The 26859-nt window shown below is 56.9% G+C and carries 21 protein-coding genes and 1 pseudogene; 14 read left to right on the forward strand and 8 right to left on the reverse strand.

Going from position 1 to position 26859, the window contains the following annotated elements:
• Positions 1-74 precede the first annotated feature (74 nt).
• The 9 genes from J1777_RS01020 (at position 75) to J1777_RS01060 (ending at position 12429) form a co-directional block, all read left to right on the forward strand.
• Entirely contained in the window at positions 75-3083 is a 3009-nt protein-coding gene (locus J1777_RS01020) for a type I restriction endonuclease subunit R (protein WP_207573976.1), read from the forward strand.
• Between the two features lie 106 nt (positions 3084-3189).
• Positions 3190-4038 (forward strand): DNA damage-inducible protein D, encoded by an 849-nt coding sequence (gene dinD, locus J1777_RS01025; RefSeq protein WP_207573977.1) that lies wholly within the window; start codon positions 3190-3192, stop codon positions 4036-4038.
• A gap of 65 nt (positions 4039-4103) precedes the next feature.
• The gene (locus tag J1777_RS01030) at positions 4104-5369 is read left to right on the forward strand and encodes a restriction endonuclease subunit S (RefSeq protein WP_207573978.1); all 1266 of its coding nucleotides are present in this window, start codon (positions 4104-4106) and stop codon (positions 5367-5369) included.
• Positions 5366-6445 (forward strand): AAA family ATPase, encoded by a 1080-nt coding sequence (locus tag J1777_RS01035; protein ID WP_207573979.1) that lies wholly within the window; start codon positions 5366-5368, stop codon positions 6443-6445. The genes J1777_RS01030 and J1777_RS01035 overlap by 4 nt, the downstream gene beginning before the upstream one ends.
• Positions 6446-6451: 6 nt before the next feature.
• A complete protein-coding gene (locus J1777_RS01040) occupies positions 6452-6625 on the forward strand; it encodes a hypothetical protein (protein WP_423220526.1) in 174 nt (57 codons plus the stop codon).
• A gap of 85 nt (positions 6626-6710) precedes the next feature.
• Positions 6711-6929: a hypothetical protein gene (locus tag J1777_RS01045; RefSeq protein ID WP_207573980.1), complete on the forward strand. Its 219-nt coding sequence runs from the start codon at positions 6711-6713 to the stop codon at positions 6927-6929.
• A 120-nt stretch (positions 6930-7049) separates the two neighbouring features.
• The gene (locus tag J1777_RS01050) at positions 7050-8660 is read left to right on the forward strand and encodes a type I restriction-modification system subunit M (RefSeq protein ID WP_207573981.1); all 1611 of its coding nucleotides are present in this window, start codon (positions 7050-7052) and stop codon (positions 8658-8660) included.
• Between the two features lie 157 nt (positions 8661-8817).
• Positions 8818-10332, forward strand: coding sequence for an acetyl-CoA hydrolase/transferase family protein (locus J1777_RS01055; protein WP_207573982.1), 1515 nt, complete (start codon positions 8818-8820; stop codon positions 10330-10332).
• A 126-nt stretch (positions 10333-10458) separates the two neighbouring features.
• A complete protein-coding gene (locus J1777_RS01060) occupies positions 10459-12429 on the forward strand; it encodes a methyl-accepting chemotaxis protein (RefSeq protein ID WP_242700325.1) in 1971 nt (656 codons plus the stop codon).
• A 75-nt stretch (positions 12430-12504) separates the two neighbouring features.
• Here J1777_RS01060 and J1777_RS01065 read toward each other — a convergent pair whose 3' ends face one another.
• From J1777_RS01065 to J1777_RS01080, 4 genes are all read right to left on the reverse strand, one after another.
• Positions 12505-13254 carry a 5'-methylthioadenosine/adenosylhomocysteine nucleosidase gene (locus J1777_RS01065; protein WP_207573983.1) on the reverse strand — a complete coding sequence of 250 codons (750 nt, stop codon included), beginning with the start codon at positions 13252-13254 and terminating at the stop codon, positions 12505-12507.
• Between the two features lie 116 nt (positions 13255-13370).
• Entirely contained in the window at positions 13371-15050 is a 1680-nt protein-coding gene (locus tag J1777_RS01070; RefSeq protein ID WP_207573984.1) for a long-chain-fatty-acid--CoA ligase, read from the reverse strand.
• A gap of 170 nt (positions 15051-15220) precedes the next feature.
• Positions 15221-16045 carry an orotidine-5'-phosphate decarboxylase gene (gene pyrF / locus J1777_RS01075; RefSeq protein WP_207573985.1) on the reverse strand — a complete coding sequence of 275 codons (825 nt, stop codon included), beginning with the start codon at positions 16043-16045 and terminating at the stop codon, positions 15221-15223.
• Between the two features lie 59 nt (positions 16046-16104).
• Positions 16105-16707 (reverse strand): SEL1-like repeat protein, encoded by a 603-nt coding sequence (locus J1777_RS01080; protein ID WP_207573986.1) that lies wholly within the window; start codon positions 16705-16707, stop codon positions 16105-16107.
• Between the two features lie 242 nt (positions 16708-16949).
• Between J1777_RS01080 and J1777_RS01085 the strand changes: the two genes are divergently transcribed.
• The 5 genes from J1777_RS01085 (at position 16950) to J1777_RS01105 (ending at position 20617) form a co-directional block, all read left to right on the forward strand.
• Positions 16950-17444, forward strand: a complete 495-nt coding sequence (locus J1777_RS01085; protein ID WP_278253426.1) for a pilin — start codon at positions 16950-16952, stop codon at positions 17442-17444.
• Positions 17445-17542: 98 nt separating this feature from the next.
• Complete coding sequence (locus J1777_RS01090; RefSeq protein WP_207573987.1) at positions 17543-19042, forward strand: sulfatase-like hydrolase/transferase; 1500 nt, start codon at positions 17543-17545, stop codon at positions 19040-19042.
• 80 nt (positions 19043-19122) lie between these two features.
• Positions 19123-19809, forward strand: a complete 687-nt coding sequence (locus J1777_RS01095) for a pilus assembly protein (protein WP_242700326.1) — start codon at positions 19123-19125, stop codon at positions 19807-19809.
• Between the two features lie 216 nt (positions 19810-20025).
• Positions 20026-20352 carry a type II toxin-antitoxin system RelE/ParE family toxin gene (locus J1777_RS01100; protein ID WP_207573988.1) on the forward strand — a complete coding sequence of 109 codons (327 nt, stop codon included), beginning with the start codon at positions 20026-20028 and terminating at the stop codon, positions 20350-20352.
• The gene (locus J1777_RS01105) at positions 20330-20617 is read left to right on the forward strand and encodes a BrnA antitoxin family protein (protein WP_207573989.1); all 288 of its coding nucleotides are present in this window, start codon (positions 20330-20332) and stop codon (positions 20615-20617) included. Before J1777_RS01100 ends, J1777_RS01105 begins: the two co-directional genes overlap by 23 nt.
• 77 nt (positions 20618-20694) lie before the next feature.
• Here J1777_RS01105 and galE read toward each other — a convergent pair whose 3' ends face one another.
• The 4 genes and pseudogenes from galE to dnaN all read right to left on the reverse strand — a co-directional run bounded on the left by galE (position 20695) and on the right by dnaN (position 26857).
• On the reverse strand, positions 20695-21714 hold the full coding sequence (galE, locus tag J1777_RS01110) for a UDP-glucose 4-epimerase GalE (RefSeq protein WP_207573990.1): 1020 nt from the start codon (positions 21712-21714) through the stop codon (positions 20695-20697).
• A 94-nt stretch (positions 21715-21808) separates the two neighbouring features.
• Positions 21809-22930, reverse strand: coding sequence for a Fic family protein (locus tag J1777_RS01115; RefSeq protein ID WP_207573991.1), 1122 nt, complete (start codon positions 22928-22930; stop codon positions 21809-21811).
• A gap of 117 nt (positions 22931-23047) precedes the next feature.
• Positions 23048-25573, reverse strand: a pseudogene (gene gyrB, locus J1777_RS01120) (DNA topoisomerase (ATP-hydrolyzing) subunit B); the annotation flags it as partial.
• Positions 25574-25735: 162 nt separating this feature from the next.
• Positions 25736-26857: a DNA polymerase III subunit beta gene (gene dnaN / locus J1777_RS01125; RefSeq protein WP_207573993.1), complete on the reverse strand. Its 1122-nt coding sequence runs from the start codon at positions 26855-26857 to the stop codon at positions 25736-25738.
• Positions 26858-26859: the final 2 nt, after the last annotated feature.

The raw sequence follows: 26859 nt of genomic DNA on the forward strand, positions 1-26859 counted from the left end.
TAACACCCCACACCTCTAGACAAGGCAGCACCTTTCATGGTGCTCTGCCTTGTCTTTTGTAAACCTAGCCAGCCATGCCCACTTATTCCTCTGCCCCCCCTCAAGCCAGGCTGACCGTTCGGGAGCAGCAGGTCGAGTACGGCCTGCTTGACAAGCTCACGCAGCTCAAATACACACCCCGCCTCGACATCCGCGACCGCGCCGCGCTGGAGCGCAACTTCCGCCAGAAGTTCGAGGAGCTCAACCGCGTCCACCTCACCGACACCGAATTCCAGCGCCTGCTGGAAAAAATCACCACCCCCGACGTATTCACTGCCGCTCGCGCCTTGCGCGAGATGGACAGCTTTGAGCGTGACGATGGCACGCCACTGAACTACACCCTGGTCAACATCAAGGACTGGTGCAAGAACAGCTTCGAGGTGGTGAGCCAGTTGCGCATCAACACAGACAACAGCCACCAGCGCTACGACGTGATCCTGCTCATCAACGGCGTACCCGTCGTGCAGATCGAGCTGAAAACCCTCACCGTCAGCTCGCGCCGGGCCATGCAGCAGATAGTCGAATACAAGAGCGACCCCGGCAACGGCTACGGCAAAACGCTGCTGTGCTTCATCCAGCTCTTTATCGTCAGCAATCAGACCCACACTTGGTACTTCGCCAATAACAACGCCCGGCACTTCAGCTTCAATGCCGACGAGCGCTTTCTGCCCGTCTACCAATGGGCCAGCGAAGACAACAAGAAGATCACCCACCTGGGCCAGTTCGCCGACAAATTCCTCGCCAAGTGCACGCTGGGCGAGATGATCAGCCGCTACATGGTGCGCGTGGCCAGTGAGCAAAAGCTGCTGATGATGCGCCCCTACCAGATCTATGCCGTCAAGGCCATCGTGGACTGTATCCACAACAACTGCGGCAACGGCTACATCTGGCACACCACCGGCAGTGGCAAGACGCTCACCTCGTTCAAGGCCTCCACCCTGCTCAAGGACAACCCCGACGTGGAGAAATGCCTGTTCGTCGTGGATCGCAAAGACCTCGACCGCCAGACCCGCGAGGAATTCAACCGCTTCCAGGAAGGATGCGTCGAGGAAAACACCAACACCGAAACCCTGGTGCGCCGTCTGCTATCCGACGACTATGCCGACAAGGTCATCGTCACCACCATCCAGAAGCTCGGTCTGGCGCTCGACGGCGGCAGCAAACGCAACTACAAGGCGCGCCTGGAACCGTTGCGGGGTAAGCGCATGGTGTTCATCTTCGACGAATGCCACCGCTCGCAATTCGGCGAGAACCACCAGGCCATCAAGGAGTTTTTCCCCAAGGCCCAGCTCTTTGGCTTCACCGGTACGCCCATCTTTGACGAGAACGCCGCCAGCAAGCAGTTCGAGGGCGAGCAGGGCCGGTTCAGGACAACGGCTGACCTGTTTGAGCGCCAGTTGCACGCCTACACCATCACCCACGCCATCGAAGACAAGAACGTCCTGCAATTTCGCATCGACTACTACAAACCCGAGGGCAAGCACTCGCCCCAACCCGGCGAAGGCTTGAAGAAGGAAAAGGTCATCGAAACTATCCTTGCCAAACACGATGCCAGCACTGCCGAGCGCAAATTCAACGCCGTGCTGGCGACGCAAAGCATCAACGAAGCCATCGAGTACTTCGACAAGTTCAAGGCCATCCAGGCCCAGCGGCGCAGCGATGACCCGGATTTCACGCCCCTGAACATTGCCTGCGTGTTCTCGCCCCCCGCCGAAGGCGACAAGGACGTGCAGCAAATCCAGGAAGACCTGCCGCAAGAAAAAGCCGACAACCAGCAAGACCCCGAGGGCAAGAAAGCTGCGCTCACGCGCATCGTGGACGATTACAACGCCCTGTACGGCACGAACCACCGCATCAGCGAGTTCGACCTGTATTACCAGGACGTGCAAAAGCGCATCAAGGATCAGCAATACCCCAACGCCGACCTGCCGCACGCGCAGAAGATCGACATCACCATCGTGGTGGACATGCTGCTCACCGGCTTCGACTCCAAGTACTTCAACACCCTGTACGTGGACAAGCGGCTCAAATACCACGGGCTGATCCAGGCGTTCTCGCGCACCAACCGCGTGCTCAACGACACCAAACCCAACGGAAACATTCACGACTTTCGCCAGCAACAGGCCGCTGTGGATCAAGCCATTGCCACCTTCTCGGGCGAGCAAACTGATCGGGCACGCCAAATCTGGCTCGTCGATCCCGCGCCCAAGGTTATTGAGCAACTGCAAACCGCCGCCGCGCAATTGCAAACCTTCATGCAGTCGCACGGCCTGGCTTGTGCGCCCGAAGAGGTGCCCAACCTCAAGGGCGACAAGGCCCGCAGCGAGTTCATCAACTGCTTCAAGGCGGTGCAAAAGCTCAAGACACAGCTCGACCAATACACTGACTTGAGCGACGAGCAAAAAACTGCCATTGCGCAGATCGTGCCGCCTGACCAGTTGCAAGGCTTCAAGGGTGCCTACCTGGAAACCGCTAGCGAACTCAAGCGCCAGCAGGACAAGCAAGGCGACAGCGCGCCGCCCGAAGTGCAGCAACTCGACTTCGAGTTCGTGCTGTTCGCCAGCGCCGTCATCGACTACGACTACATCATGGGCCTGATCGCCCGCATGACCCAGCAGTCGCCCGGCAAGGTCACGATGCGGCGCGAGGAGTTGATCCGCCTGATCCAGTCCGATGCCAAATTCATCGATGAGCGCGAAGACATTGCCGAATACATCCGCAGCCTGCCCACTGACCAGCCGTTGAGTGAAAAAGAAATCCGCGCCGGTTACGAGCAGTTCAAGGACGAGAAAAAGGGCCGCGAACTGGCCGATATGGCTGCCAAACACGGGCTGGCGCTGGATACGCTGCAAGCCTTCGTCGATCAAGTGCTGCGTCGCCGCATCTTCGATGGCGAACGCCTGAGCGACCTGATGACCCCACTGGGTCTGGGCTGGAGGGCGCGTACGCAGAAGGAGCTGGCGCTGGTGGAAGAGCTGGGGCCGCTGTTGCACCGGCTGGCGCAGGGGCAGAAGATTTCGGGGCTGGATGCTTATGAGCAATGAATCGGTAGAGCTGAAAACTTCTTTTTTGATAGCTTTTTACGCTTGCTAGATAAGCGTTAAAGGTCAATTTAACTGATATTTTTCTGAGAGGAAGAGCAACACCATCATGGAACCACAACAGATTCAAACCTTGACGACCACCTTCGAGGGCCACGCCCAGCGCACCGAAAGCGGCGTTGAATACTGGCTGGCACGCGACCTGCAACACCTCTTGGGCTACGGCAAGTGGGACAACTTTCAGGGCGTGCTCTCCAAGGCCAAGACAGCCTGCGAACTGTCTGGCCATGCCATCGCCGATCATTTTGCCGACGTCGGGAAAATGATCGAACTCGGCAAGGGCGGGCAGCGCGAGATCGACGACGTGATGCTCACCCGCTATGCCTGCTACCTCGTGGCCCAGAACGGCGACCCGAAGAAACAGCCCATCGCCTTCGCGCAAACCTATTTCGCCGTGCAGACCCGCAAGGCCGAACTGATCGAGCAGCGCCTACTGGAAACCGAGCGGGTGCAGGCACGCAAAAAACTCTCGGCCACCGAAAAAGAGCTGTCGAACGTCATCTACGAACAGACTGGCGGTAACCAGAACTTCGCCCTGATCCGCAGCAAGGGCGACCATGCCCTGTTCGGCAAAAGCACCCAGGCCATGAAAGCCCAATGGCAAGTGCCTGACAGTCGCCCGCTGGCGGACTTTGCGCCCACCATCGTCCTCAAGGCCAAGGACTTCGCCGCTGAAATCACCATCCACAACGCCCGCGCGCACCAAATGGGTAGCGAGCCAGCCATCTCCCGCGAGCACGTCACCAACAACGAGGCGGTGCGAAAAACCCTGCTGAGTCGCGGTATCCGCCCGGAAAGCCTGCCACCGGCAGAGGATGTGAAGAAAGTGGAGCGGCGGCTGGCGTCGGCGGAGAAGAAATCGGTGCAGAAACCTGAAAAGCTAAAAGGCGATGAATAAAGCAGAGCTGGGGCCGCTGCTGCATCGGCTGGCGCAGGGGCATGAGATTTCGGGGTTGAGTGCGTATGAGGAATGAAGACGTAAGTGCAATGAGTAAAAACCTTGCAATCGCTCCACGGCTGCGATTCCCTGATTTCCGTGAGACTGAGGGATGGACTACAAAAAGGCTGAAAGACACCTGTGAGGTCAACCCAGCAAATCCTGGTATTCCTGAAGTATTTGCATACATTGACCTGGAATCTGTCGAGGCAGGGGAGCTAAAGAATCGAAAAGTTCTCAGCCGCAACGAAGCCCCGAGCAGGGCACAGCGACTACTGCGCTACGGCGATGTGATTTTTCAGATTGTTAGACCATATCAACGCAACAATCTGCACTTCAAAATTGACGATGGTATTCAGTACGTTGCATCTACTGGGTATGCGCAGCTTCGGGCAAATGAATCGGAGGATTTTCTTTTTCAGTCGATACAGACAGATGATTTTGTTGATCGCGTCATCGTCAAATGCACAGGCTCTAGTTATCCTGCAATTAATTCATCCGACTTGGCTGAAATACCAGTGCCTATTCCAAGTAGTGCTGAACAACAAAAAATCGCCGACTGCCTGTCTTCCATCGACGAACTGATCTCCGCAGAAGCCCTGAAGCTGGACGCCCTAAAGGTACACAAGAAGGGCCTGATGCAGCGGCTTTTCCCCGCCGAAGGCGAAACCATCCCCCGCCTGCGCTTTCCTGAGTTTCGGGATGCGGGAGAGTGGAAGAAAAAGAAGATCAGCGATGTCTTGATGGAAGCAGTTCGCCCATTAGAGATGGAGGATGATGAAGAATATTCTTTGGTGCTTGTTAAGCGACGATATGAAGGAATAGTCTCCCGAGGGAAGCTTCAAGGAAAATCAATTAAGGTCAAATCTCAATTTTTCCTGCAAAAAGATGACTTTCTTATTTCCAAGAGGCAAATAGTTCATTGTGCCTGCGGTCTTGTGCCTGATGAATTTGATGGGGCAATCGTTTCCAACGAATATTCGGTGTTGCGAGCGAAGAATGGATTTTGTATAAAGTTCTTTAAGTATTTCTGTCAGCAACCTGTGGTTGGTCGATCATTCTTGGAGTGCAGCATAGGGATTGTTATTGAAAAAATGTTGTTTAAGCTAAATGATTGGCTGAAAAGAGAGTTTTTATTTCCTTCGTTGGATGAGCAAGTGAGGATTGCTAATCATTTTTCTTCGATTGAGGAGTTGATTGCCGCGCAAGATCAAATGGTCAACGCTCTCAAGACGCATAAGCACGGACTTATGCAACAGCTTTTCCCCGTCATGGATGAGATGCAGACATGAGCACACAAAAGTATTCATCCATAAACCGACTTGTCCAACGTCTGCACGACGACCTGAACGGTGGCGGGCAGAACTTTGTCCTGCTCCACGCCTACAACGGCACCGGCAAGACACGCCTGTCGATGGATTTCAAGGAAGCAGGCAAACGCAAGAACGGCGGCAGTCCCGATACGCTGTATTTCAACGCCTTTACTGAAGACCTGTTCCATTGGGACAACGACCTCGACAACGACAGCCAGCGGGTGATGCGCATCAATTCCGTATCGCGGTTCTTCTCAGGTATCAAGGAGCTGGCGCTCGAAGAAAACATCCAGTCCTACCTGGGGCGCTATGCCGATTTTGATTTCGATATCGACTACAGCAACTGGACGATTGCGTTCAGCAAGGGCGATGCCGAGCACATCAAGGTGTCGCGCGGTGAAGAGAACATCTTCATCTGGTGCCTGTTCATGGCGATCTGCGAGCGAGTGATCGACGGCCACCCCTCGTATGCCTGGGTCAAATACCTCTACATCGACGACCCGATTTCATCGCTGGACGACAACAACGCCATTGCCGTGGCCAGCGACTTGGCGCAACTGCTGCGCAAGGGCAAGGACAGGCTCAAGGTGGTGATTTCGTCGCACCATTCGCTGTTCTTCAACGTCGTGTGCAATGAGCTGAAGAAGGAAAGGCACAAGAAGTATTTTCTGCACCGCCCGAACCGGGGCAGCGAATATGCGCTGCGCGCGACGAACGACACGCCGTTTTTCCACCACGTCGCCATGCTCAGCGAGGTGAAGAAGGCGGCGGATTCGGATGCGCTCTACACCTACCACTTCAACATGCTGCGCAGCATTCTGGAGAAGACGGCGGTCTTCTTCGGCCACGATGATTTCTCGGCCTGTATCCACGGCGTGGACGACGAAGTGCTCTATGCTCGCGCCCTGAACCTGTTGAGCCACGGCCAATACGCCATTTATGAGCCGCGCGAAATGGTGGAAGACACCAAGGCGCTTTTCCGCCAGATTCTGGCGGCGTTTCTGGAGCGCTATCGGTTTGCCTTGCCCGAGCTTGAAGCTGCCGGGGCGGCTTGAAAGAGCATGTCGATGGACAAGAAGATCATCCTCGCCGGCCTCAACGGCGTGGGCAAAACCACTTTTGCCCGCTCTTTCCTGCCGCAAGAGGCGCAGTGCCCGCGCTTCATTAATGCCGACTTGGTCGCGGCGGGGCTGTCGCACTTTGCGCCGGAGGCTGTTGCTTTTGACCCTGCCTAGCGCGGAAGCCGCCATAGTCCGCGTGGCCGAGCGTGTAAGCCAAGGCGGACACCGCGCCTGTGCTGCTTGAATGGGGAGAGAACACATGAAGATGCTTGATATTTCCACCGCCAAGAACCCTGACCTGCGTGCCTCGATGGCCGCCATGCAGCGTGCCGCCGCGCTGGCTCGCAAGACGGCCATTCAGACGGATACCGGCATCGTCATCGTACGTGATGGGCAGATCGTGCATGTGTCGGCGCAGGAGCTGCGGCAGAGCACGGATGGAAAAAATGCAAAGACATGGGCCACCAAGGGTGAATGATGACTTCGCCCATATATGGCGCACTGCATCACACAACTACCGAGAAATCCTTGGTATTTCAACCTGCTTAGGTGCCACAACCTCAACGCACTTAATAGTCACCTCAAAACGGATTAACCCATGACTGAAATCGAAAAGCAACAATTGGGCAAGACCCTCTGGAACATTGCCGACCAACTGCGCGGCGCAATGAACGCGGACGACTTCCGCGACTACATGCTGGCCTTTCTGTTTCTGCGTTACCTATCGGACAACTACGAGGCTGCCGCCAGGAAAGAGCTGGGTTCCGACTACCCGGAACTGGAACCGGAAGACCGTATCAGCCCTTTGTCGTTCTGGTATGCCGACAATGCCGCCGATGTGCCCGCGTTCGAGAAGCAGATGCGCCGCAAGGTGCATTACGTGATCGAGCCGCAATATCTGTGGGACAACATTGCCGAGATGGCCCGCATGCAAAGCGGGGACTTGCTCAAGACGCTGCAAGACGGCTTTGATTTCATCGAGAACGAATCCTTTGCCAGCACCTTCCGGGGCTTGTTCTCGGAGATCAATTTGGCATCGGACAAGCTGGGTAAGAACTACGGCGAGCGCAATGACCGCCTGTGCAAGATCATTGGCGAGATCGCCAAGGGTTTGGCTAGGTTTTCGACCGACAGCGATGCCCTGGGCGATGCCTATGAATACCTGATCGGCGAGTTTGCTGCTGGCTCGGGCAAGAGGGCGGGTGAGTTTTATACGCCGCAGCGCATTTCGGACATTCTTTCGGCCATCGTGACGCTGGACAGTCAGGAGCCGACCACCGGCCCGCGCGAGCATCTGGACAGCGTGATGGACTTTGCCTGCGGCTCGGGTTCGTTGCTGCTGAACGTGCGCCATCGCATGGGGCCGCACGGCATCGGCAAGATTTACGGGCAGGAGAAGAACATCACCACCTACAACCTGGCACGCATGAACATGCTGCTGCACGGGGTGAAGGATTCGGAGTTCGAGATTTTCCACGGCGACACGCTGCTCAACGAGTGGGACATGCTGCGCGAAACCAACCCGGCCAAGCTTCCGAAGTTTGATGCCATCGTGGCCAACCCGCCGTTCAGCTACCGCTGGGAGCCGACCGAGGCGCTGGGCGAGGACGTGCGCTTCAAGAACCATGGCCTCGCGCCCAAGTCCGCCGCCGATTTCGCTTTTCTGCTGCACGGCTTCCACTACCTGAAGCAGGACGGGGTGATGGCCATCATCCTGCCGCACGGCGTGCTGTTCCGTGGCGGGGCGGAAGCGCGTATCCGCACCAAGCTGCTCAAGGATGGACACATCGACACGGTGATCGGCCTGCCCACCAATCTGTTCTTTTCCACCGGCATTCCGGTGTGCATCCTGGTGCTTAAAAAATGCAAAAAGTCCGATGACGTGCTGTTCATCAACGCGGCAGAGCATTTCGAGAAGGGTAAGCGCCAGAACCACCTGACGAAGGCGCACATCGCCAAGATCATCGACACCTACCAGCACCGCAAGGAGGAAGCACGCTACGCGCGACGGGTGGGCATGGAGGAGATCGAGAAGAAGAACGACTTCAACCTGAACATTTCGCGCTACGTAAGCACGGCAGTGGCGGAGAAGGAAGTCGACCTGGCCGCTGTCCACGCCGAGTTGGTGAAGATTGAGGCAGAAATTGCATGGGCCAAGCATAAACACAATGGCTTTTTGCAGGAGTTGGGCCTCAAGTCGCTGCCTTGACAAAGCAAATACCAAAGCCGATGTACTGTCGCAAGCATGTCAATCTGGTTACTTAAGGAGTTGAAATCTCTGGGGGTGCGGGTTACTACTGATAGTATTTCTCCCTATAAAAGCCGCCTTTCAAGGCGGCTTGGCTTTTTTTGGATTGGAGACTTCTATGGGTATCGCTGAGCGCGTGCGTTTTCCACAATTTCATAACCGCATCATGGACGCTGCTGCGGCAGCCGCCCTCATCCCCCACGGTGCCACGGTTGGCATGAGCGGCTTTACCGGCGCGGGCTACCCCAAGGCGCTGCCCCAAGCCATAGCCGAGCGCGCCCAAGCCGAGCACGCGCAGGGCCGGCCCTACAAGATCAACCTTTGGACGGGGGCCTCCACCGCGCCCGAGTGCGATGGGGCGCTGGCGCAAGCCCACGCCATTGGTCAGCGCCTGCCGTTCAACACCGACCCCCTCGCCCGCCAGCAGATCAATGCGGGCGAGATCGACTTCATCGACATGCACCTGTCGCACGTCGCCCAGCACGCCTGGTTTGGCTTCTTCGGCAAGATGAACGTGGCGGTGATCGAGGTGCTGGGCGTAACGGCCGATGGCCTGCTCATCCCCTCCACGGCGATTGGCAACAACAAAACCTGGCTGGAGATTGCCGACCAGGTGATCTTGGAAGTGAACACCAAGCTGCCCGGCGCGATGGAAGGCATGCACGACATCTACTACGGCACCGCCATCCCGCCCCGGCGCATGCCCATTTCCATGACGCACGCCGACAACCGCATCGGCGAGCCCTACCTGAAGGTGGATCCGGCCAAAGTGATTGCCGTGGTGGAAACGCACGGCAGCGACCGCAACAACGTGTTCAACGCGCCCGATGCCGATTCCAACCTGATTGCCAGCGCCATCATCGACTTTTTGACGCACGAGATGCAGGCCGGCCGCCTGCCCAAGCAGATGCTGCCCATCCAATCCGGCGTGGGCAATGTCGCCAATGCCGTGCTGGCCGGGCTGCTGCACGGCCCGTTCGAGCAGCTGCTGGGCTTTACCGAGGTGCTGCAGGACGGCATGCTCGATTTGCTGCGCGCCGGCAAGATGAGCCGCGCTTCGGCCACGGCGATTTCGCTCTCCGCCCAGGCGTTTGAGGATTTTGAAAAGAATCTGGACTTTTACCGCAGCCGCATTATCTTGCGCCCGCAAGAAATATCGAACCACCCCGAGCTGGTGCGCCGCCTGGGCGTGATCGCGATGAACTCGATGATCGAGGCCGACATCTACGGCAACATCAACTCCACCCACCTGATGGGCAGCAGCATGATGAACGGCATCGGCGGCAGCGGCGACTTTGCGCGCAACGGCTATTTGTCGTTCTTCGTCACGCCGTCGGTGGCCAAGGGCGGCAAGATCAGCTGCATCGTGCCCATGTGCTCGCACGTCGATCACACCGAGCACGACACGCAAATCATCGTCACCGAACAGGGCCTGGCCGACCTGCGCGGCCTCTCCCCCAAGCAACGCGCCAAGGTGGTGATTGAAAAATGCGCCCACCCCAGCTACCGCCCCATGCTGCAGGACTACTTTGACCGCGCCTGCGCCAAAGGGGCGCTGCACACGCCGCACATCCTGACCGAGGCGCTCTCCTGGCACCAGCGCTTCCTGGATACGGGCGATATGCGCGTCTGAGCCTAGAGCCTGCTGGCTCTTTTTATACCTAGCAAATAATACCGACCCGCTTTTGTTTGTAGGGGGCTTTGGCACCGCCCTCTCTATACTTAAGGATTGGAATTATTTCTTTGGGAGCGACGCTTTATGTTGCACTGGCTCACTCAACTGCGGTTGGCACAAAAATTTACTTTGCTGGGGTTACTCACCTTGGCGATGCTGGCCTTTCCTTCGGTGCTGTATTTAAAACAAACCATCACCGACGTGCGCCAGGCCCACCGCCAGGCTGAGGGGGTGCCGGTGCTCATGGCGCTGAACATGGTCATACAGCACACCCAGGTGCATCGGGGGCTGTCGGCCGGGGTGCTCAGTGGCAATGAGGGCATGCAGCAGCGGCGCGTAACGGCCAAAGAGGCCGTGAACCAGGCCCTGGGCAATGCCGCAGCGATACTGGTGCAAAGCAATGCGCCGGTGCAAGAGCAGCAGCGCTTGCAAAAATGGCAGACCACCTGGCAGGCGCTGGAGCAGGCGGTGGCCGCCAACAAGGTTGAGGTGGCCGATAGCTTTGCCCGCCATACCGATTTGATCGCCGAGCTGATGATGATCAACGAAGAACTGCTGGTGGCCTACCGCCTGCAGTCCAACGAAGACCCGGCCAATGTGGCGCTGCTGCAGGCCGCCTTGGTGCAAGCGCCGCAGCTCACCGAAGGGGTGGGGCAAATGCGGGCCATGGGCACGGGGTTTTTGACCCAGGCGTTTTTAAGTGTGGACGATCGGGGCGCGTTTCGGGCCTTGATCAGCCAAACCACGACGTTCCAAAAGCAAGTCGGGCGCTTTATTCAGCGGGCCATGACCTTGAACCCGGCTTATGAGCAAGAACTGGGTGGATTGGTCAAAACAGCAACAGAATTACTCAATGAAAGCAACCATTTGGCCCGCACCGAGGTGCTCGAAATCGATCTGCTGCAATACCCGGCCAGCGATTACTTCAACCAACTGACGCAAACCATCGATGCCATCAACGCGGTGCGCATCAGCGGGGCCGATCGGCTGGCACAGGTGCTGGATGCCAATGCCGACAAGCAGCGCAATGTGTTGATCACCCTGTCCGTGCTGCAAACGGTCTTACTCATCGCGGCCGTGTGGCTGGCGCTGCTGTTCGTGCGCTCCATCACCCAGCCGTTGCGCCGGGCGGTGGATTTGGCCTTGGCGGTGGCCGATGGCAATTTGCAAGGGGCCGATGAGACCCCCGACCGCAACGAGATTGGCGAGCTCATTGCCGCGCAGCAGCAAATGCGTGCCCGCCTGCGCCCCATCGTGCAGCAGGTGCGCCAGGGCTCGGATGCGGTGGCCTTGGCCAGTGCCGAAATCGCCCAGGGCAACCAAGACCTGTCGGCCCGCACCGAAAGCCAAGCCAGTGCGCTGGAGCAAACGGCCGCCTCCATGGAAGAACTCAGCGCCACCGTGCGCCACAACGCCGACAGCGCCCAGCAGGCCAGCCAGCTGACACAAACAGCCCACAGCATTGCCAGCCAAGGCGGCCAGATGGTGGGGCAAATGGTGCAAACCATGCAGGGCATTCATGACAGCAGCCGCAAGATGGGCGACATCATTGGCGTGATTGACAGCATTGCCTTCCAAACCAACATCTTGGCGCTGAACGCAGCCGTTGAAGCGGCCCGCGCGGGCGAGCAAGGCCGGGGCTTTGCCGTGGTGGCCAGCGAAGTGCGCAGCCTGGCCGGGCGCAGTGCCGAGGCGGCCAAAGAGATCAAACGCCTGATTGATGACAGCGTGCAGCGCGTGGGCGCGGGCAATGCCTTGGCCCAGCAAACGGGCGAGACGATGCAAGAAATGGTGGGCGCAATTGGCAAGGTGAACACCATCGTCAGCGCCATCAGCAACGCCAGCCGCGAGCAGGCCGAAGGGGTCATCCAAGTGGGCGAGGCGATTACGCAAATGGACCAAGTCACCCAGCAAAACGCCGCGCTGGTCGAAGAAATGGCGGCGGCTGCCACCAGCTTAAACAGCCAAAGTCAAGAGCTGGTGCAAGCCATCTCCATCTTTCAGGTGGAGGGGGCCAGCGGGCGCACGCAAGCCCCACCAACCTTATTAAAATAAGAGCGCTTTACGCACGTATTTGCTTTAATTTAGATAAAAATAGCTGCTTAACGCTTTAAATTAAAGCGCAAGCAGCTATTTATTTTTAAGCAACGCCTGCATCATCTCCAGCGCATAGCGGCTGGCCACCGACTGCACAAACGAGGGGAAATCCAAGTGGGCGCTGTCGTCCGCCCGGTCAGAAATAGTGCGCACCGCCGCAAAGGGCAGGCCGTAATCGGCACAGGTTTGGGCAATGGCTGCGCCCTCCATCTCTACCGCCAGCACCGGGTAGCCGGCCGCCTGCAACTCGCTGTGAATGCGCTGCGAGGTGTTGGCCGCCACAATAAATTGGTCGCCGCTGGCAATCAGCCCGTGGTGGACTTGTGGCGCATGGCCTGCCAGCAAAGGCAACTGCCACTGCTGGGCGGCGCTGATGCACTGCGCTGCCGCATGCGCCAGCGCCTGGGTGAGCTGCGCATCGCAATCAAAATGCGGCGCGGCGTAGCCGGGCACCTGCCAGCGGGTAAACAAGGGGCGCACATCCATATCGTGCTGCACAAACTGCGTGGCCACGACCACATCGCCCACCCGCACGTGCGGGGCCAGCCCACCGGCCACACCGGTAAAAACCAAACGCTGAATGGCAAAACGCTCCATCAACACCGCTGTGGTGGTGGCAGCGGCCACTTTGCCGATGCCGCTTAAGGCCAGCACCACTTCTTGCCCATGGAACATGCCCCGGGTAAAGGTGCGCCCCGCATGGCGTTCGGTGGTGGTGTGGGTCAGCAGCAGCTGCAGGCCCTGTTGTTCTTCAGGCAGGGCGCTAACAATGGCAAGGGGCATGGTAAGAGAGGCAGAAAAAAAGGCGCAGGGCAGAATCAAAAAACCGGGCCTCCCGCAACGAGAGGCCCGGCCCGGATTGTCCCTGATTGTGGCTTGGCTGCCGCCTTAGCCGGCGCTTACGCTTGGCTTTGGCGCAGCTCGCGGCGCAGCACCTTGCCGACGGGGGTTTTGGGCAGCTCCTGGCGAAACTCGATCAGCTTGGGGTGCTTGTAATTGGTCAGCTTGCCTTTGCAGAAGTCGCGAATGGCTTGCTCGGTAATCTGCGGATTGTTCACCACGACAACCAGTTTGACGGCCTCGCCGGTTTTTTCGTCTGGCACGCCGACCACAGCGCATTCCAGCACACCGGGCATTTGCGCAATCACCTCTTCGACCTCGTTGGGATAGACGTTAAAGCCGCTGACCAGCACCATGTCCTTTTTGCGGTCAATGATGGTGAAGTAACCGCGCTCATCCATGGTGCCAATGTCGCCAGTGCGGAAATAGCCATCCGGGGTCATGACGCGGGCGGTTTCATCGGGGCGCTGCCAGTAACCGGCCATCACCTGCGGGCCTTTGACGGCAATTTCGCCGGACTGGCCGTGGACGGCAAAGCCATCGTCATCCACCAAAATTACATCCGTGCTGGGCACCGGCAAGCCAATGGTGCCGGTAAACGCTTTGCCCGCCACCGGGTTGCACGAAACGATGGGGCTGGTCTCTGACAAGCCATAGCCTTCGCAAATGGGGCAACCGGTTTTCTCCAGCCACAGCTTGGCCACCGCGCTTTGCACGGCCATGCCGCCGCCGACCGATACCTTCAGGTGGCTCCAATCGACCGAGTCAAAATCCGGGTGGTGGGCCAAGCCGTTGAACAGGGTATTGACCGCCGGGAAGGTGTGAAAGCGCTGCTTGGACAGCTCTTTGAGCGTCGCTTTCAAATCGCGCGGATTGGGGATCAAGATGTTTTTGCCGCCAATGTGCATCGACAGCATCATGTTCACCGTAAACGCGAAGATGTGGTACAGCGGCAGGGCGCACACACTGATGATTTGTTCGCCACCGGCCAGCAAGCCCTTGAGCATGGGGCCGTACCAGGCCTCGGCCTGCAGCACGTTGGCAATCACGTTGCGGTGCAGCAGCACTGCGCCCTTGGATACCCCGGTGGTGCCGCCCGTGTACTGCAGCACGGCGATATCGTCCGGCCCAATCTGGGGGCGGGTAAAGGGGGCGCTTTCGCCTTTGTGCAGTGCGTCTTTGTAGGCCACGGCCTGGGGCAGTGCAAACGGCGGCACCAGCTTTTTGACGTTGCGCACCACGTGATTGACCAGCTTGCCCTTGAACCAGCCCAGGGTGTCGCCCATGCTGCACAGCACGATGTGCTGAACTTGCGTGTTGGCAATGCATTGCTGCAAAGTGCTGGCAAAGTTTTCGATGATGACGATGGCCTTGGCCCCCGAATCCTTCAACTGGTGCTCCAGCTCGCGGGCGGTGTACAGCGGATTGACGTTCACAATCACCAACCCGGCCCGCAGCACTGCTGCCACGGCCACCGGGTACTGGGGCACGTTGGGCATCATCAGAGCCACACGATCGCCTTGGGCCAAGCCCAGCGATTGCAAATAGGCGGCAAACGCCTGGCTGAAACGATCAAGCTCGGCAAAGCTCATGTCCTTGCCCATAAAGTTAAACGCCACCCGGCCCGCATGCTGGGCAAAAGCCTGCTCCATCAACGCCACCAAGGAGGTGTAGCGGCTCAGATCAATCTCGGCAGGGATGCCTTCGGGGTAGTGGGCCAGCCAGGCGCGCTCTTGCATGAAAAACTCTCTTTCAGATGTCTGCTAGGAGGCTTGCAAAAGGCAATTCTCAAGCCGACGATAAAAACGAACGATAGTTCTATTTTTATCCAAGGTCGTTAAAAAAGTCCATGGTGCTTTGTCAGCAACATGGACTTTTTTTCCTAGGAAAAACCCTTAAAAACGGTGACTTAGGCCTGCAACGCCGCGTGGTTCAACGCAATGCGCGTCTCCAGGGCAACCGCCCGGGCCGCTGTCGCAAAGTCCATTCCCGCGCTGGCGTAAAGAATCGCCCGTGAGGAATTAATCACCATCGGCCCGCCTTGCGCCGCTTGCACCGTGGCCACCGCATCGCCCCCCTGTGCGCCCACGCCAGGAATCAGCAGCGGCAGCGTTGGCGCAACCGCCCGCACGCGCTCAATCTCTTGCGGGCGCGTGGCCCCCACCACCAGGCCCAGCTGGCCATTGGTGTTCCACGGCCCCTGCGCCAGCTGGGCAATGTGCTCAAACAGCGTAGGTTGGCCGGGCACATTCGCCAAAGTTTGCGCCTGAAAATCGTCCCCGCCGGGGTTGGAGGTGCGGCACAGCAAAAAGGCCCCTTTGCCCTCGTACTGCAAATAAGGCAGCACCGAATCCAGGCCCATAAAGGGCGAAAGCGTCACCGCATCCGCCCCGTAGCGCTCAAACGCCTCTTTCGCGTACTGCTCGGCGGTAGAGCCAATATCGCCGCGCTTGCTGTCCAAAATCACCGGCACCTGCGGCGCAACGCTGCGCATATGGGCCATGAGTTTTTCTAACTGCGCCTCCGCCCCATGGGCGGCAAAGTAGGCAATTTGCGGCTTAAAGGCGCACACCACATCGGCGGTGGCATCCACCATGGCAGCACAAAAATCAAAAATTTTGGAAGCATCGCCGCGCCAGTGGGTGGGGAATTTGGCCGGCTCGGGGTCAAGGCCCACGCACAGCAAGGAATGGTTGCGAGCCGTGGCATCGCGCAGCATGTCAAGAAAGGTCATGGCTAGATTGTAAAAAAGAGAACGCCCGGAAAAGAGAAGGCCCGGACTGCCCAACCGTTTTAAGCCTGGCCGCCAGCGGGCAAGTTGGGCAAATTTGGCACCAAAGCCGCCAACTGCTGGCGGGCAATCGCATGCCCATGCGCGGCGGCCTTGGCAATCCACATCAGCGCCATGGCGTTGTTGCTGGTATCCGCATTGGCATCGCCATCGCTGGCATCGCCGGTCGGCCCCAGCCCCGCCGCATACAACAGGCCCAGCCAATGCATGGCATCGGCCTGCGCCTGCTCGGCCGCCCGCTCCAAAAAATAGTGGGCAATGCGCCCCGCGTCGTGCCCCGGCGCGGGCGGGGTGGCTGGCGCAGCACCGCGCAAGGCCAGCAATGCAAATTGGCTGCCCATCTGCGCCTGGGCCAGCGCCTCGCCCAGGTCGGCCCGCACCAGGGTTTGCACATCCTGCGCACTCCATGCGTTGGCTGCCTCGCCTGGCACACCCTCCATGGATTGCTGCACCGCCTCAAACGGCACCAATGCCCGCACCCCATCGCCCAGGCGCGGCACCAAGCCCTCTTCAATGCGCCGCTGCCAAGTGCGCACGCTGCGGCCCGTCAAGATGGCGGCGGTGTGCAGGCTAATCGAAAGGTGGGGGCAGGGCAGCGCAGACATAGCGGCATTGTAGAGAGCGGGCGCTGGGCCCACAGCATGGTGTTACCAGCGCGCGCGTGTCGTTATTTTTGCGCGACAAACCAGCGTGTCGCTAATTTTTGGCGACAAAGCCATGGGTTTTTGTCCTTTGGCCCTGCGACACACTGCCTTATCGCCAGGGCTTGCCCAGTGCGAGCAAAGTTGGCACGGTCTTTGCTTAAACCTTTGCGTTTTCATTTTTTACTCACTCTAAGGAGCTTGTTATGAAACGTACTATGCGTTCCGTGCAAAAGGGTTTTACCCTGATCGAACTGATGATCGTTGTGGCGATTATTGGTATTTTGGCTGCTGTGGCTTTGCCGGCTTACAAAGACTACACCATCAAAGCGCGTGCAGCGGAAGTTGTTCTGGCCGCATCCCAGTGCCGCACCACCATTAGCGAGGCCGTACAGACGATGCGTGCCGACTACGTGCCTACTGCCAACGGTTGGGGATGTGAGAATTCTTCTAATCCGACAAAAATGGTTGCTTCTATCACAACGAGTGCAAACGGCGCTATCACTGTGACACCTAACTTTACCAACCTTGGCATTTCGGGTGCCTCTCCTTCCGGAACGCTCGTCTTAACTCCTTACTTTGATGCCAGTACAGTGCTAGCACCCAGCACCAATGCGGCTCACCGCGGCGCTCAGATTACTGAGTGGCGCTGCACATCGAGTGGTGATATGGCTAAATACGCACCTGGGTCTTGTAAGTAATTGTTCGACTTTATCTCCTAAGTGATTTTGTGGAGATACAGGTACTACTGTTGATAAAAAACACCCCTTGGGGTGTTTTTTTAATTTAAGCATGAATCATGTACGATTTGCTTTTTTATCCCATAATATCAACTTTTTTACTATTAATTTCTGCTTTTTATTTGTTTGGCTCAAAATCTACGGCTTTTTTTTCCATATTAATAGCGGTATTTAGTCTGTTTTTGAGTTTATTTTATTATGTGGTAAATTCATTTACTGGAGAAGGTATTAATGAGGCTGTATTTTTTCATATAATTTATGGGTTTAATGGAATTAATATCTTTAATTATAAGATAGAAATCTTTTTAATATTTTTCTGTATTTGTTTTTTTGTTTTTTTGATATTTTTTGCTAGAAAAAAAATAGTTCAAATTAAGCGTAAGCCAAGACTGCTTATTGAGTTAACAATTTTATTTGCTTGTTCATGTTTCTCTATAGCGGTTCATCCAGCAACTCTTGATATAGGGTTGATAGTTGAAAGTTTTTTTGCTTCACAAAATTCTATAAAATTAAACCAAGATCTAGGCGATTATCAATATTTAATAAATAACTCAAAAAATAAAAAAAGCTTAGTATATATATATGCAGAAAGTCTGGAGAGAACTTTTTTTGATGAAAAAATATTTCCAGAGCTGGTAATAAATTTGAAAAATTTAGAAAAAAAATCTATTTCTTTTCAAGGGGTTCGGCAAGCCCCAATGACAGATTGGACTATTGCTGGAATGGTTTCTAGTCAATGTGGCGTTCCTTTGGCAACTTTTAAATCAAATAGAAATGATTTTTCTGGCATAGATAATTTTGTGCCTGGAGCTACTTGTATGGGAGATATTTTTAAATCTGCAGGCTACAAAAATTTTTATATTGGTGGTGCTGATTTGAATTTTGCAGGAAAAGGAAATTTCTATAAGAGTCATGGTTTTGATGAAATATTTGGTCTTAAAGAAATTCAATCTATATATGAAAATTCATTACCCACATCAAAATGGGGTATCTATGATGATGCGCTTTTTGATTTTTCATATGAAAAATATAAATCACTTGCATTACAAAAAGATCCATTTGTATTATTTATTTTGACGGCTGATACACATGGGCCTAGTGGACACGAAACCCCTGAGTGCAAAAGTATAAAATATAAAAATGGCGATGTTAAAATGCTTAATGCAGTAAAGTGTGCTGATTTTTTAATTGATAAATTTTTATCAAAGATAATGTCTGTGAAAACAGAACAAGATGTTATTTTTGTATTGGGGTCTGATCATTTGCAAATGAACAATGATGCATCTTTTATTTTGACAGAGCATGAGACTGCAAGAACTAATCTTTTCATGATTTTGGAAAAAGGTAAGGCACCTAAAATTGTGAGTAAACCTTCTTCTACCCTAGATATAGCACCAACTGTAATGTCGATTATGGGTTGGGATATAAATAATTTTGCTTTTGGTAGAAATTTACTTAGTGAAGAGTTAACTTTAGTTGAAAAATATGGTGAGGAAAATTTTTTCAATTCGCTAAAAAATTGGCGGCTGAATCTTTGGAAAACTTGGATTGAAAAATAAATAATAAAAATATGTCATTTTTGTAACTCCGCCTGCGTGCCAGCGCCATTCACCTTGCCATCAGCCTGAGCATTGCCACCTTGGCCGCATGGCTGGTGTTTGGCTGGTGGTATCCGTACCCGTACCGCGAGCTGTCGGGCGGGCGTGAGTTATTTACTTTGGTGGTGGCGGTGGATGTGGTGCTGGGCCCACTGATTACGCTGGTGATTTTCAACACCACCAAAACCCGCCGCCATTTGCTGATGGATTTTTCAGTGATTGGCCTGCTTCAAGTGGCTGCATTAGCGTATGGGCTGTGGACGGTATTTGTCGCCCGGCCTGTGCATTTGGTTTTTGAGTACAACCGAATGGCCGTCGTTCATGCCGTCGATATAGAGCCAAGTCTGCTCTCCCAAGCCCCACCCGATTTGCAAACCTTGCCTTGGCGTGGCCCCACGCTGCTTTCGTTGCGACCACTGCAAGGCGGCGAGGTGATTGAATCGGTGCTGCAAGCAGTAGGGGGTATCGCCCAGGCAGCGCAACCCAACCTATGGCAGCCCTACGATGCCGCCCGCGCTGACATCCTGCGCGAGTCGCGCCCGGCTGCGCAGCTGAAAGAGCGCTTCCCTCAGCACGCTGACACCATCGACCAAGGCGTGGCCCGCACAGGCCTTCCATTAGATCAATTGCGCACCTTGCCCCTGCTCTCGCGCAAAACCGCCTGGACGGTGCTGATCGACGCGCAAACAGCCAAGCCCGTGGGTTTTGTCGCGCTGGATTCGTTTTAGCGCGGCCAATGTGCTTCTGAAAATTAAGCTGCTTGCGCTTTATAAATAAGGGTTTCAGCATGAAAAGTGCTTGAAACCTTTTATTTTAAAGCGGAAGATGCTTGTATAAAGTGAGCGAATTGTGGGTTGTAGATGGGGTGTGTGTAACCCAACCTGCGGGTGGCGATGTCCAGGTTTTTCCTTGCGATATAAATTATTTGTTACTACAATGAATTCATGTTCACTGTGATTGAAACGCCAGAATTCATCGTTTGGTCTGCCAAAGTTTGGTCTGATGACGAGCGTGCTGAATTTATTGGCTGGATTGCTGAGAACACTGAGGCTGGCGATGTCATTTCTGGCTCTGGTGGCCTGCGCAAAGTGCGCTGGTCTCGCGCAGGGATGGGGAAACGCGGTGGCGTTCGGGTGATTTATTTCACCCGCACTGCGCATGGCGAAGTGGTGTTGCTATTGGTGTATGCGAAAGCCAAGTTCGACAACATTGGAGCCGATGTATTGAAGGCACTGAAGGAGAAATTTGATGCCCAAGACCAAAGACGCTGAAATGCAGGAATTTGAAGCTGCCCTGCTGCGCAGTGTCGATCAGGCGCTGCGCGGCGAATACGCAGCCGTTCATACGCCCCCACAAATCGCGGCCCGCAAGCGTGGGCGTCCTGCGGGCACGGTCAAAACCGGAGCCAAAGTTTCGACAACCATCCGCTTTGATCCCGACCTGTTGGCCGCCCTTAAAGCCACCGGTGCTGGCTGGCAAACCCGCGTCAACGAGGTGCTGCGCGAAGCCGTGCGCCGAGGAAAGCTGACTGCCTGAGTAATAGCAGCACCTAGCGCATACGTTTTAAGCTTCAAATTGGCATTTAGCCCTTATTCAGTAAGCGCAAAGAGCTATTAATTTTGAGTTTTAGCCCCATCCAAAGGCTGCAAGGTGGGGCTGAGTCGTTGGCTTTCCCACATCCACGCATGCCGCACGATGTCGTGCAAATCGGTGTATTGCGGTTGCCAGCCCAGCGCAGCGCGGGCGCGGGTGCTGTCGGCCACCAGGATGGCGGGGTCGCCGGCGCGGCGAGGTAAATCTTGCACGGCCACACGCTGGCCGGTGACGGTTTCTACGGCATGGATCACTTCACGAATCGAAAAGCCGTGTCCATTGCCTAAGTTGAAAGCGGTGGAGGCTTTTCCCTGCAGCAGCCAATCCAGCGCCAGCAGGTGTGCCTCGACCAAGTCTTGCACGTGGATGTAGTCGCGGATGCAGGTGCCGTCGGGGGTGTCGTAATCGGTGCCAAACACGCCAATATGTGTTCTTCGCCCGGATGCCGCCTGCAGCACCAGTGGGATCAGGTGTGTCTCGGGGTCGTGGCGCTCCCCCAGTAGGCCATCGGGGTGTGCGCCCGCAGCGTTGAAATAGCGCAATGCCACAGAGCGCAAACCGTGCGCGCAGTCGCAATCGGCCAGTATCTGCTCCACCATGGATTTGCTCCAGCCATAGGGATTGACCGGCTGGCGTGGGTGCGCCTCATCGATGGGGATGCGGATCGGATCACCAAAAATGGCGGCAGTCGAAGAAAAGATCAGGCGCTGCACGCCGTGTTCGATCATGGCCTCTACCAGGTGGATGGTGTTGCCCACGTTGTTGGCGTAGTAGCGGGCAGGCTGCTGCACAGATTCCCCCACTTGGATGGAGGACGCAAAGTGCATCACCGCACCAAAGCGGTGGGCGGCGAACAGGCGCGCCAGCATGGCCCGGTCGGCCAGATCGCCCACGACCAGCTCTCCAGCCAGCACGGCATCCCGGTGGCCATGGCTCAGGTTGTCGAACACCACAACGTCGTATCCCGCCTGGGCAAGTCGCAGCACCATGTGAGAGCCGATATAGCCGGCTCCGCCGACGATCAAAATTTTGGATTTCATAGGGTTGATTTCACGGCAATGTGCCAGTTCAGCCGCTCCATGCCACCCACCAGCGGTGGCAAGTTGCGTGTGATGTGCAGGATGCAGGGCTGGGTCATGGGCGCTTCTGCTGCACCAGCGCTTGCCCCGCTTCGGTCAGCCGATAGCGCTGCAGGCGGCTGGTGGGTTTGTCGGGGAGGGTCATTTCTACCCAGCCTGCCGCCAGCGCGGGATGCAAATAGTTGGCACGGAAGGTGGGGCGATGTTTGAGACCAAGGCGGTGTTGTATTTCAGAAGGTGGCAGTGCGCCATCCACCAAAACCCGCAGCAACCGCACGACTGGGTCGGCGACTAGGTCGGTGACTGGGTCGGTGACTTCGGGGGTGGCTGGTGGGCGAGTCCCCTCTGCGCCTATGCCTGCGGGTGCAATCACTTGCGTGGTGGGCTTGGGCCGCGCCACCACGGCCCTAAATTCATTGCCGCTGCGGTGGTCTTGCAACTCGATCTGCGGCCAGGCTTGGCGCGCCCGGTGAATGCCGCTGCCCAGCCCCCGGTAGGGCAGCAGGTGGGCGGCGTGTTCGCTCAAGATGGGGTTGCGGCGCTTGGTTTTGCCGTGCTGGATGTCCTCGGTGCTCAGGTTGCCGGGCAGGTGGCCGGGGCTGATGATTTCAATGCGGTCACGAAACACCAGGATGCGAATGGAGGCGCTGTCAAAGTAATCGCGGTGCATCAGGGCGTTGACCAGCAGCTCTTCCAGTGCGATGGGCGGCACTTCCAGCTCGCCCAGGGTGTTAAAGCCCCTGCCGTTTTGCACGTGGTGCAAGTTGCGCTTGATAAAGGCAAAGCTGCGCTGAAACTGCGCGCTCAGGGTGCCGTCAATGTCTTCGCTGTCTTGGTACTGGGTATCGCCAATCGAGTTGCCATAGAACGCCACGGCTTTGACCATGCACACGGGCAACCAGCGCTGGGGCTGCAGGCCAAACAGTAGCACTCCGGCCAAGGTCAGTTGCTGGTCTTTGAGCAGGCCCAGGCTGGCAAGGCTGGCGGTGTGCTCGGCTTCGGGGCAGGGTTGGTTAAAGCGTTTGCGGTAGTAGGCATCAAAAGCGGCCCAATCCACATCGGCCACGCTGGTGCCCGGCACGGGCAGGGTGTCGGCCTGGATCAGCCCGGCGTTCAAGAACATGCGCTGCATTTCTTCACCACCGGCCAGGAGGTGCTGGAGTTCTTCAAGGTGCATGGCTATCACGGCGGTATCGTTTGGGCGGGCACTGCATAAAAAAAGAGCTTCCAGCCCTTGCTGTAAAAGGGCTGGAAGCCAGTTGGAGGCGGTTATTTTTTCAAAGTGTGCAATGCCCTACACGTCAATATTGCCTGCCCGCAGGGCGTTGGTTTCGATGAAATCGCGGCGGGGTTCGACCTCGTCGCCCATGAGCATGGTGAATACGCGGTCGGCCTCGATGGCGTCGCCCACCTGCACTTGCAGCAGGCTGCGCACGTTGGGGTCCATGGTGGTTTCCCACAGCTGTTCGGGGTTCATTTCGCCCAGGCCTTTGTAGCGCTGGCGGCCGGTGGTGCGCTCGGCTTCGCGAATCAGCCATTGCATGGCTTGGCGGAAGTCGGTGACTTTTTCTGTGCGGGCTTTGTCGCCTTCGCCACGCGTGACTTTGGCACCGTCTTGCAGCAGGCCGTTGAAGCTTTGCGCTTCGGCGCTCAGGGCGGCGTAGTCGCTGCTGCGCACAAATTCTTGCGTGAGGATGGAGCTTTTGATGTTGCCGTGGTGGTGGCGGCTGATGCGCAGGATGGGGTTGTCGCTTTGCGGGTCGATCTCGGCGGTGACGGCGGCGGGTACGCCGGTGGTGGTCAGCTCGCGCAGTTTTGCTTCCAGAATGGGAGCGCATGCCGCAGCATCGGCGAGCGTTTCCAGGTGAATTTGCACCCCATCGGCGATGGCCCGCAGGGCTTCAGCATCCATAAAGTTAGACAGGCGCTCAATCACGTTTTCGGCGGCCAGGTGCATGTCGGCCAGGCGCTGCAGCTCTTCGCCAGCAATGGTGCGGGGGGCGCTGCCGCCGGTGCTGACGCTGGCATCGCGCAGGGCGATTTTGAGCAGGTAGCGGTTCAGCGCCGGGCCGTCTTTCAGGTACAGCTCTTCCTTGCCGTTTTTCACCTTGTACAGCGGCGGCTGGGCGATGTAGATGTGGCCGCGCTCGACCAGATCGGGCATCTGGCGGTAGAAGAAGGTCAGCAGCAGGGTGCGGATGTGCGCACCGTCCACGTCCGCGTCGGTCATGATGATGATGCGGTGGTAGCGCAGCTTGTCGGGGTTGTAGTCGTCGCTGCTGCTTTTGTTGGAGTCTTCGCTGACCTTGCCAATGCCCGTGCCCAGCGCGGTGATCAGGGTGATGATTTCCTGGCTGGAGAGCAGTTTTTCGTAGCGGGCTTTTTCCACGTTCAAAATCTTGCCGCGCAGGGGCAGGATGGCTTGGAATTTGCGGTCGCGCCCTTGTTTGGCCGAGCCGCCGGCCGAGTCGCCCTCCACAATGTAGATTTCGCACAGCGCCGGGTCTTTTTCCTGGCAGTCGGCCAGTTTGCCGGGCAGGCCCATGCCGTCCAAAACGCCTTTGCGGCGCGTCATTTCGCGGGCTTTGCGGGCGGCTTCACGGGCGCGGGCGGCGTCGATGATTTTGTTGCACAGCACCTTGGCATCGTTGGGGTTTTCTTCCAGGTACTCGGTCAGCAGCTTGCCGACGATGTCTTCCACCGGCGCGCGCACTTCGCTGGACACCAGCTTGTCCTTGGTTTGGCTGCTGAATTTGGGCTCGGGCACTTTCACCGAGAGCACGCAGCACAGGCCTTCGCGCATGTCGTCGCCGGTGACATCGACCTTGGCTTTTTTGGCCAGCTCGTTTTGCTCGATGTATTTGCCAATCACCCGCGTCATGGCCGCCCGCAGGCCGGTCAGGTGGGTGCCGCCGTCGCGCTGGGGGATGTTGTTGGTAAAGCACAGCACCTGTTCGGCGTAGCTGTCGTTCCACTGCATGGCCACTTCCACGCCGATTTCGGTGCCGGGAATGCCGCCGTAGCTTTCTGCCGGGCGATGGCCCTCGGCATAAAAGGTGGTGGGGTGCAGCACTTTTTTGGTGCCGTTGATGAATTGGACAAAGCCCTTCACGCCGCCAGCGCCCGAGAAATCATCTTCCTTGCCGTCGCGCTCGTCTTTCAGGCGGATGCGCACGCCGTTGTTCAAAAAGCTCAGTTCACGCAGGCGCTTGGCCAGAATTTCGTAGCGAAATTCGTTGTTTTCTTTAAAGATTTCGGTGTCGGGCAGAAAGTGGACTTTGGTGCCGCGCTTGTCGCTGTCGCCCAGCACGCGCATGGGCGAGGTCTCAAAGCCATCGACCACTTCAATCAGCCGGTTTTGCACAAAGCCGCGCGAAAAATCAATTTCATACGCTTTGCCATTGCGCCGCACGGTCAGCTTCAGCCAGCTGGACAGCGCATTCACGCAGGACACGCCCACGCCGTGCAGGCCGCCCGATACTTTGTAGCTGTTTTGGTTGAACTTGCCGCCTGCGTGCAGTTCGGTCAGGGCGATTTCGGCCGCGCTGCGCTTGGGCTCGTGCTTGTCGTCCATCTTCACTGCCGTGGGAATGCCCCGGCCGTTGTCGATGACCGACAGCGAACCGTCGGCATGGATGGTGACCAGAATGTCGTCGCAGTGCCCGGCCAGCGCCTCGTCGATGGAGTTGTCCACCACCTCAAACACCAAATGGTGCAGGCCGGTGCCGTCGCTGGTGTCACCGATGTACATGCCGGGGCGTTTGCGCACGGCTTCCAGCCCTTCCAGGATTTGGATGGCCCCCGCGCCGTAGCCGTCGCTGGGGTTCTCGGGGAGGGGAAGGGTGTCGCTGTGCTGCTCGCTCATACAAAGCCTTTGCTCATAATTCAAGAGCGGATTGCGCTTGAATAAATTGAATCTGGAGAATAAATAGTATAGAAAATAGCTTATTGCAAGCGCAAAAAGCTATTTGTTTTGTAGCTATCAAAGCCGCATGGGCATGACGACGTATTTAAACCGTGCGCTCTCGGGCACGGTGATCAGGGCCGAGCTGTTGCTGTCCAGCAGGTTGATTTGCACCATCTCCTGGCCCATGTTGGCCAGCACATCAATCAGGTAGCTGACGTTAAAGCCGATGTCGATCTGCGGGCCGTCGTAGGCAATGTCCAGCTCATCGACGGCCTCTTCCTGCTCGGCGTTGTTGCTGGCCACGCGCAGCACGCCGGGTTGCACCGTCAGGCTCACGCCCTTGAATTTGTCGCTGGTCATGATGGCGGTGCGCTGCAAGCTGGCCAGCAGCGCCGCGCGGCCCAGCACGATTTGCTGGTGGTGGTTGGCGGGGATGACGCGCTGGTAATCGGGGAATTTGCCCTCGACCAGTTTGGTGACAAATTCCATGCCACCAAAGCTGAATTTGGCCTGGTTGTTGGCAAATTGCAGCGTGATGCGCGGCGCGTTGTCGCCGCTGGCATCGGACAGCAGGCGTTGCAGCTCTAGGACGGTTTTGCGCGGCAGGATGACTTCTTGCTTGGGCTCGACCTGCACATCCAGCTCGGCGCTGGCCCAGGCCAGGCGGTGGCCGTCGGTGGCCACCAGGCTCAGGGTGTTGCCCTCGGCCACGAACAAAATGCCGTTCAGGTAGTAGCGAATATCCTGCACCGCCATGGCAAACGAGACTTGGTGCATCAGGTCTTTGAGCGTTTTTTGCGGCACGCTGAAGGTGGGGCCAAAGCTGGGGGCCTCTTGCACCAGCGGGAAGTCTGGCGCGGGCAGCGACTGCAGGGTAAAGCGGCTTTTGCCGCCTTTGAGCAAGATTTTGTCGGCGTTGGCCTCCAGCGTCACCGTCTGGTCGGCGGGCATGGTTTTCAAGATGTCCATCAGCTTGCGCGCGCCGATGGTGGTGGCAAAGTCGCCCTCGTCGCCGCCCAGCTCGGCGGTGGTGCGGATTTGAATTTCCAGATCGCTGGTGGTCAGCTGCACCGCGTTGCCCACCTTGTGCAGCAGCACGTTGGCCAGAATCGGCATGGTGTGGCGCCGCTCGACGATGCCGCAGACAGATTGCAGTACGGCCAGGACTTTGTCTTGTGTGGTTTTGAAAAGAATCATGT

Origin of the sequence: Comamonas denitrificans, from assembly GCF_017368815.1 — a bacterium.
GTDB classification, from domain to species: Bacteria; Pseudomonadota; Gammaproteobacteria; order Burkholderiales; family Burkholderiaceae_C; genus Comamonas; species Comamonas denitrificans.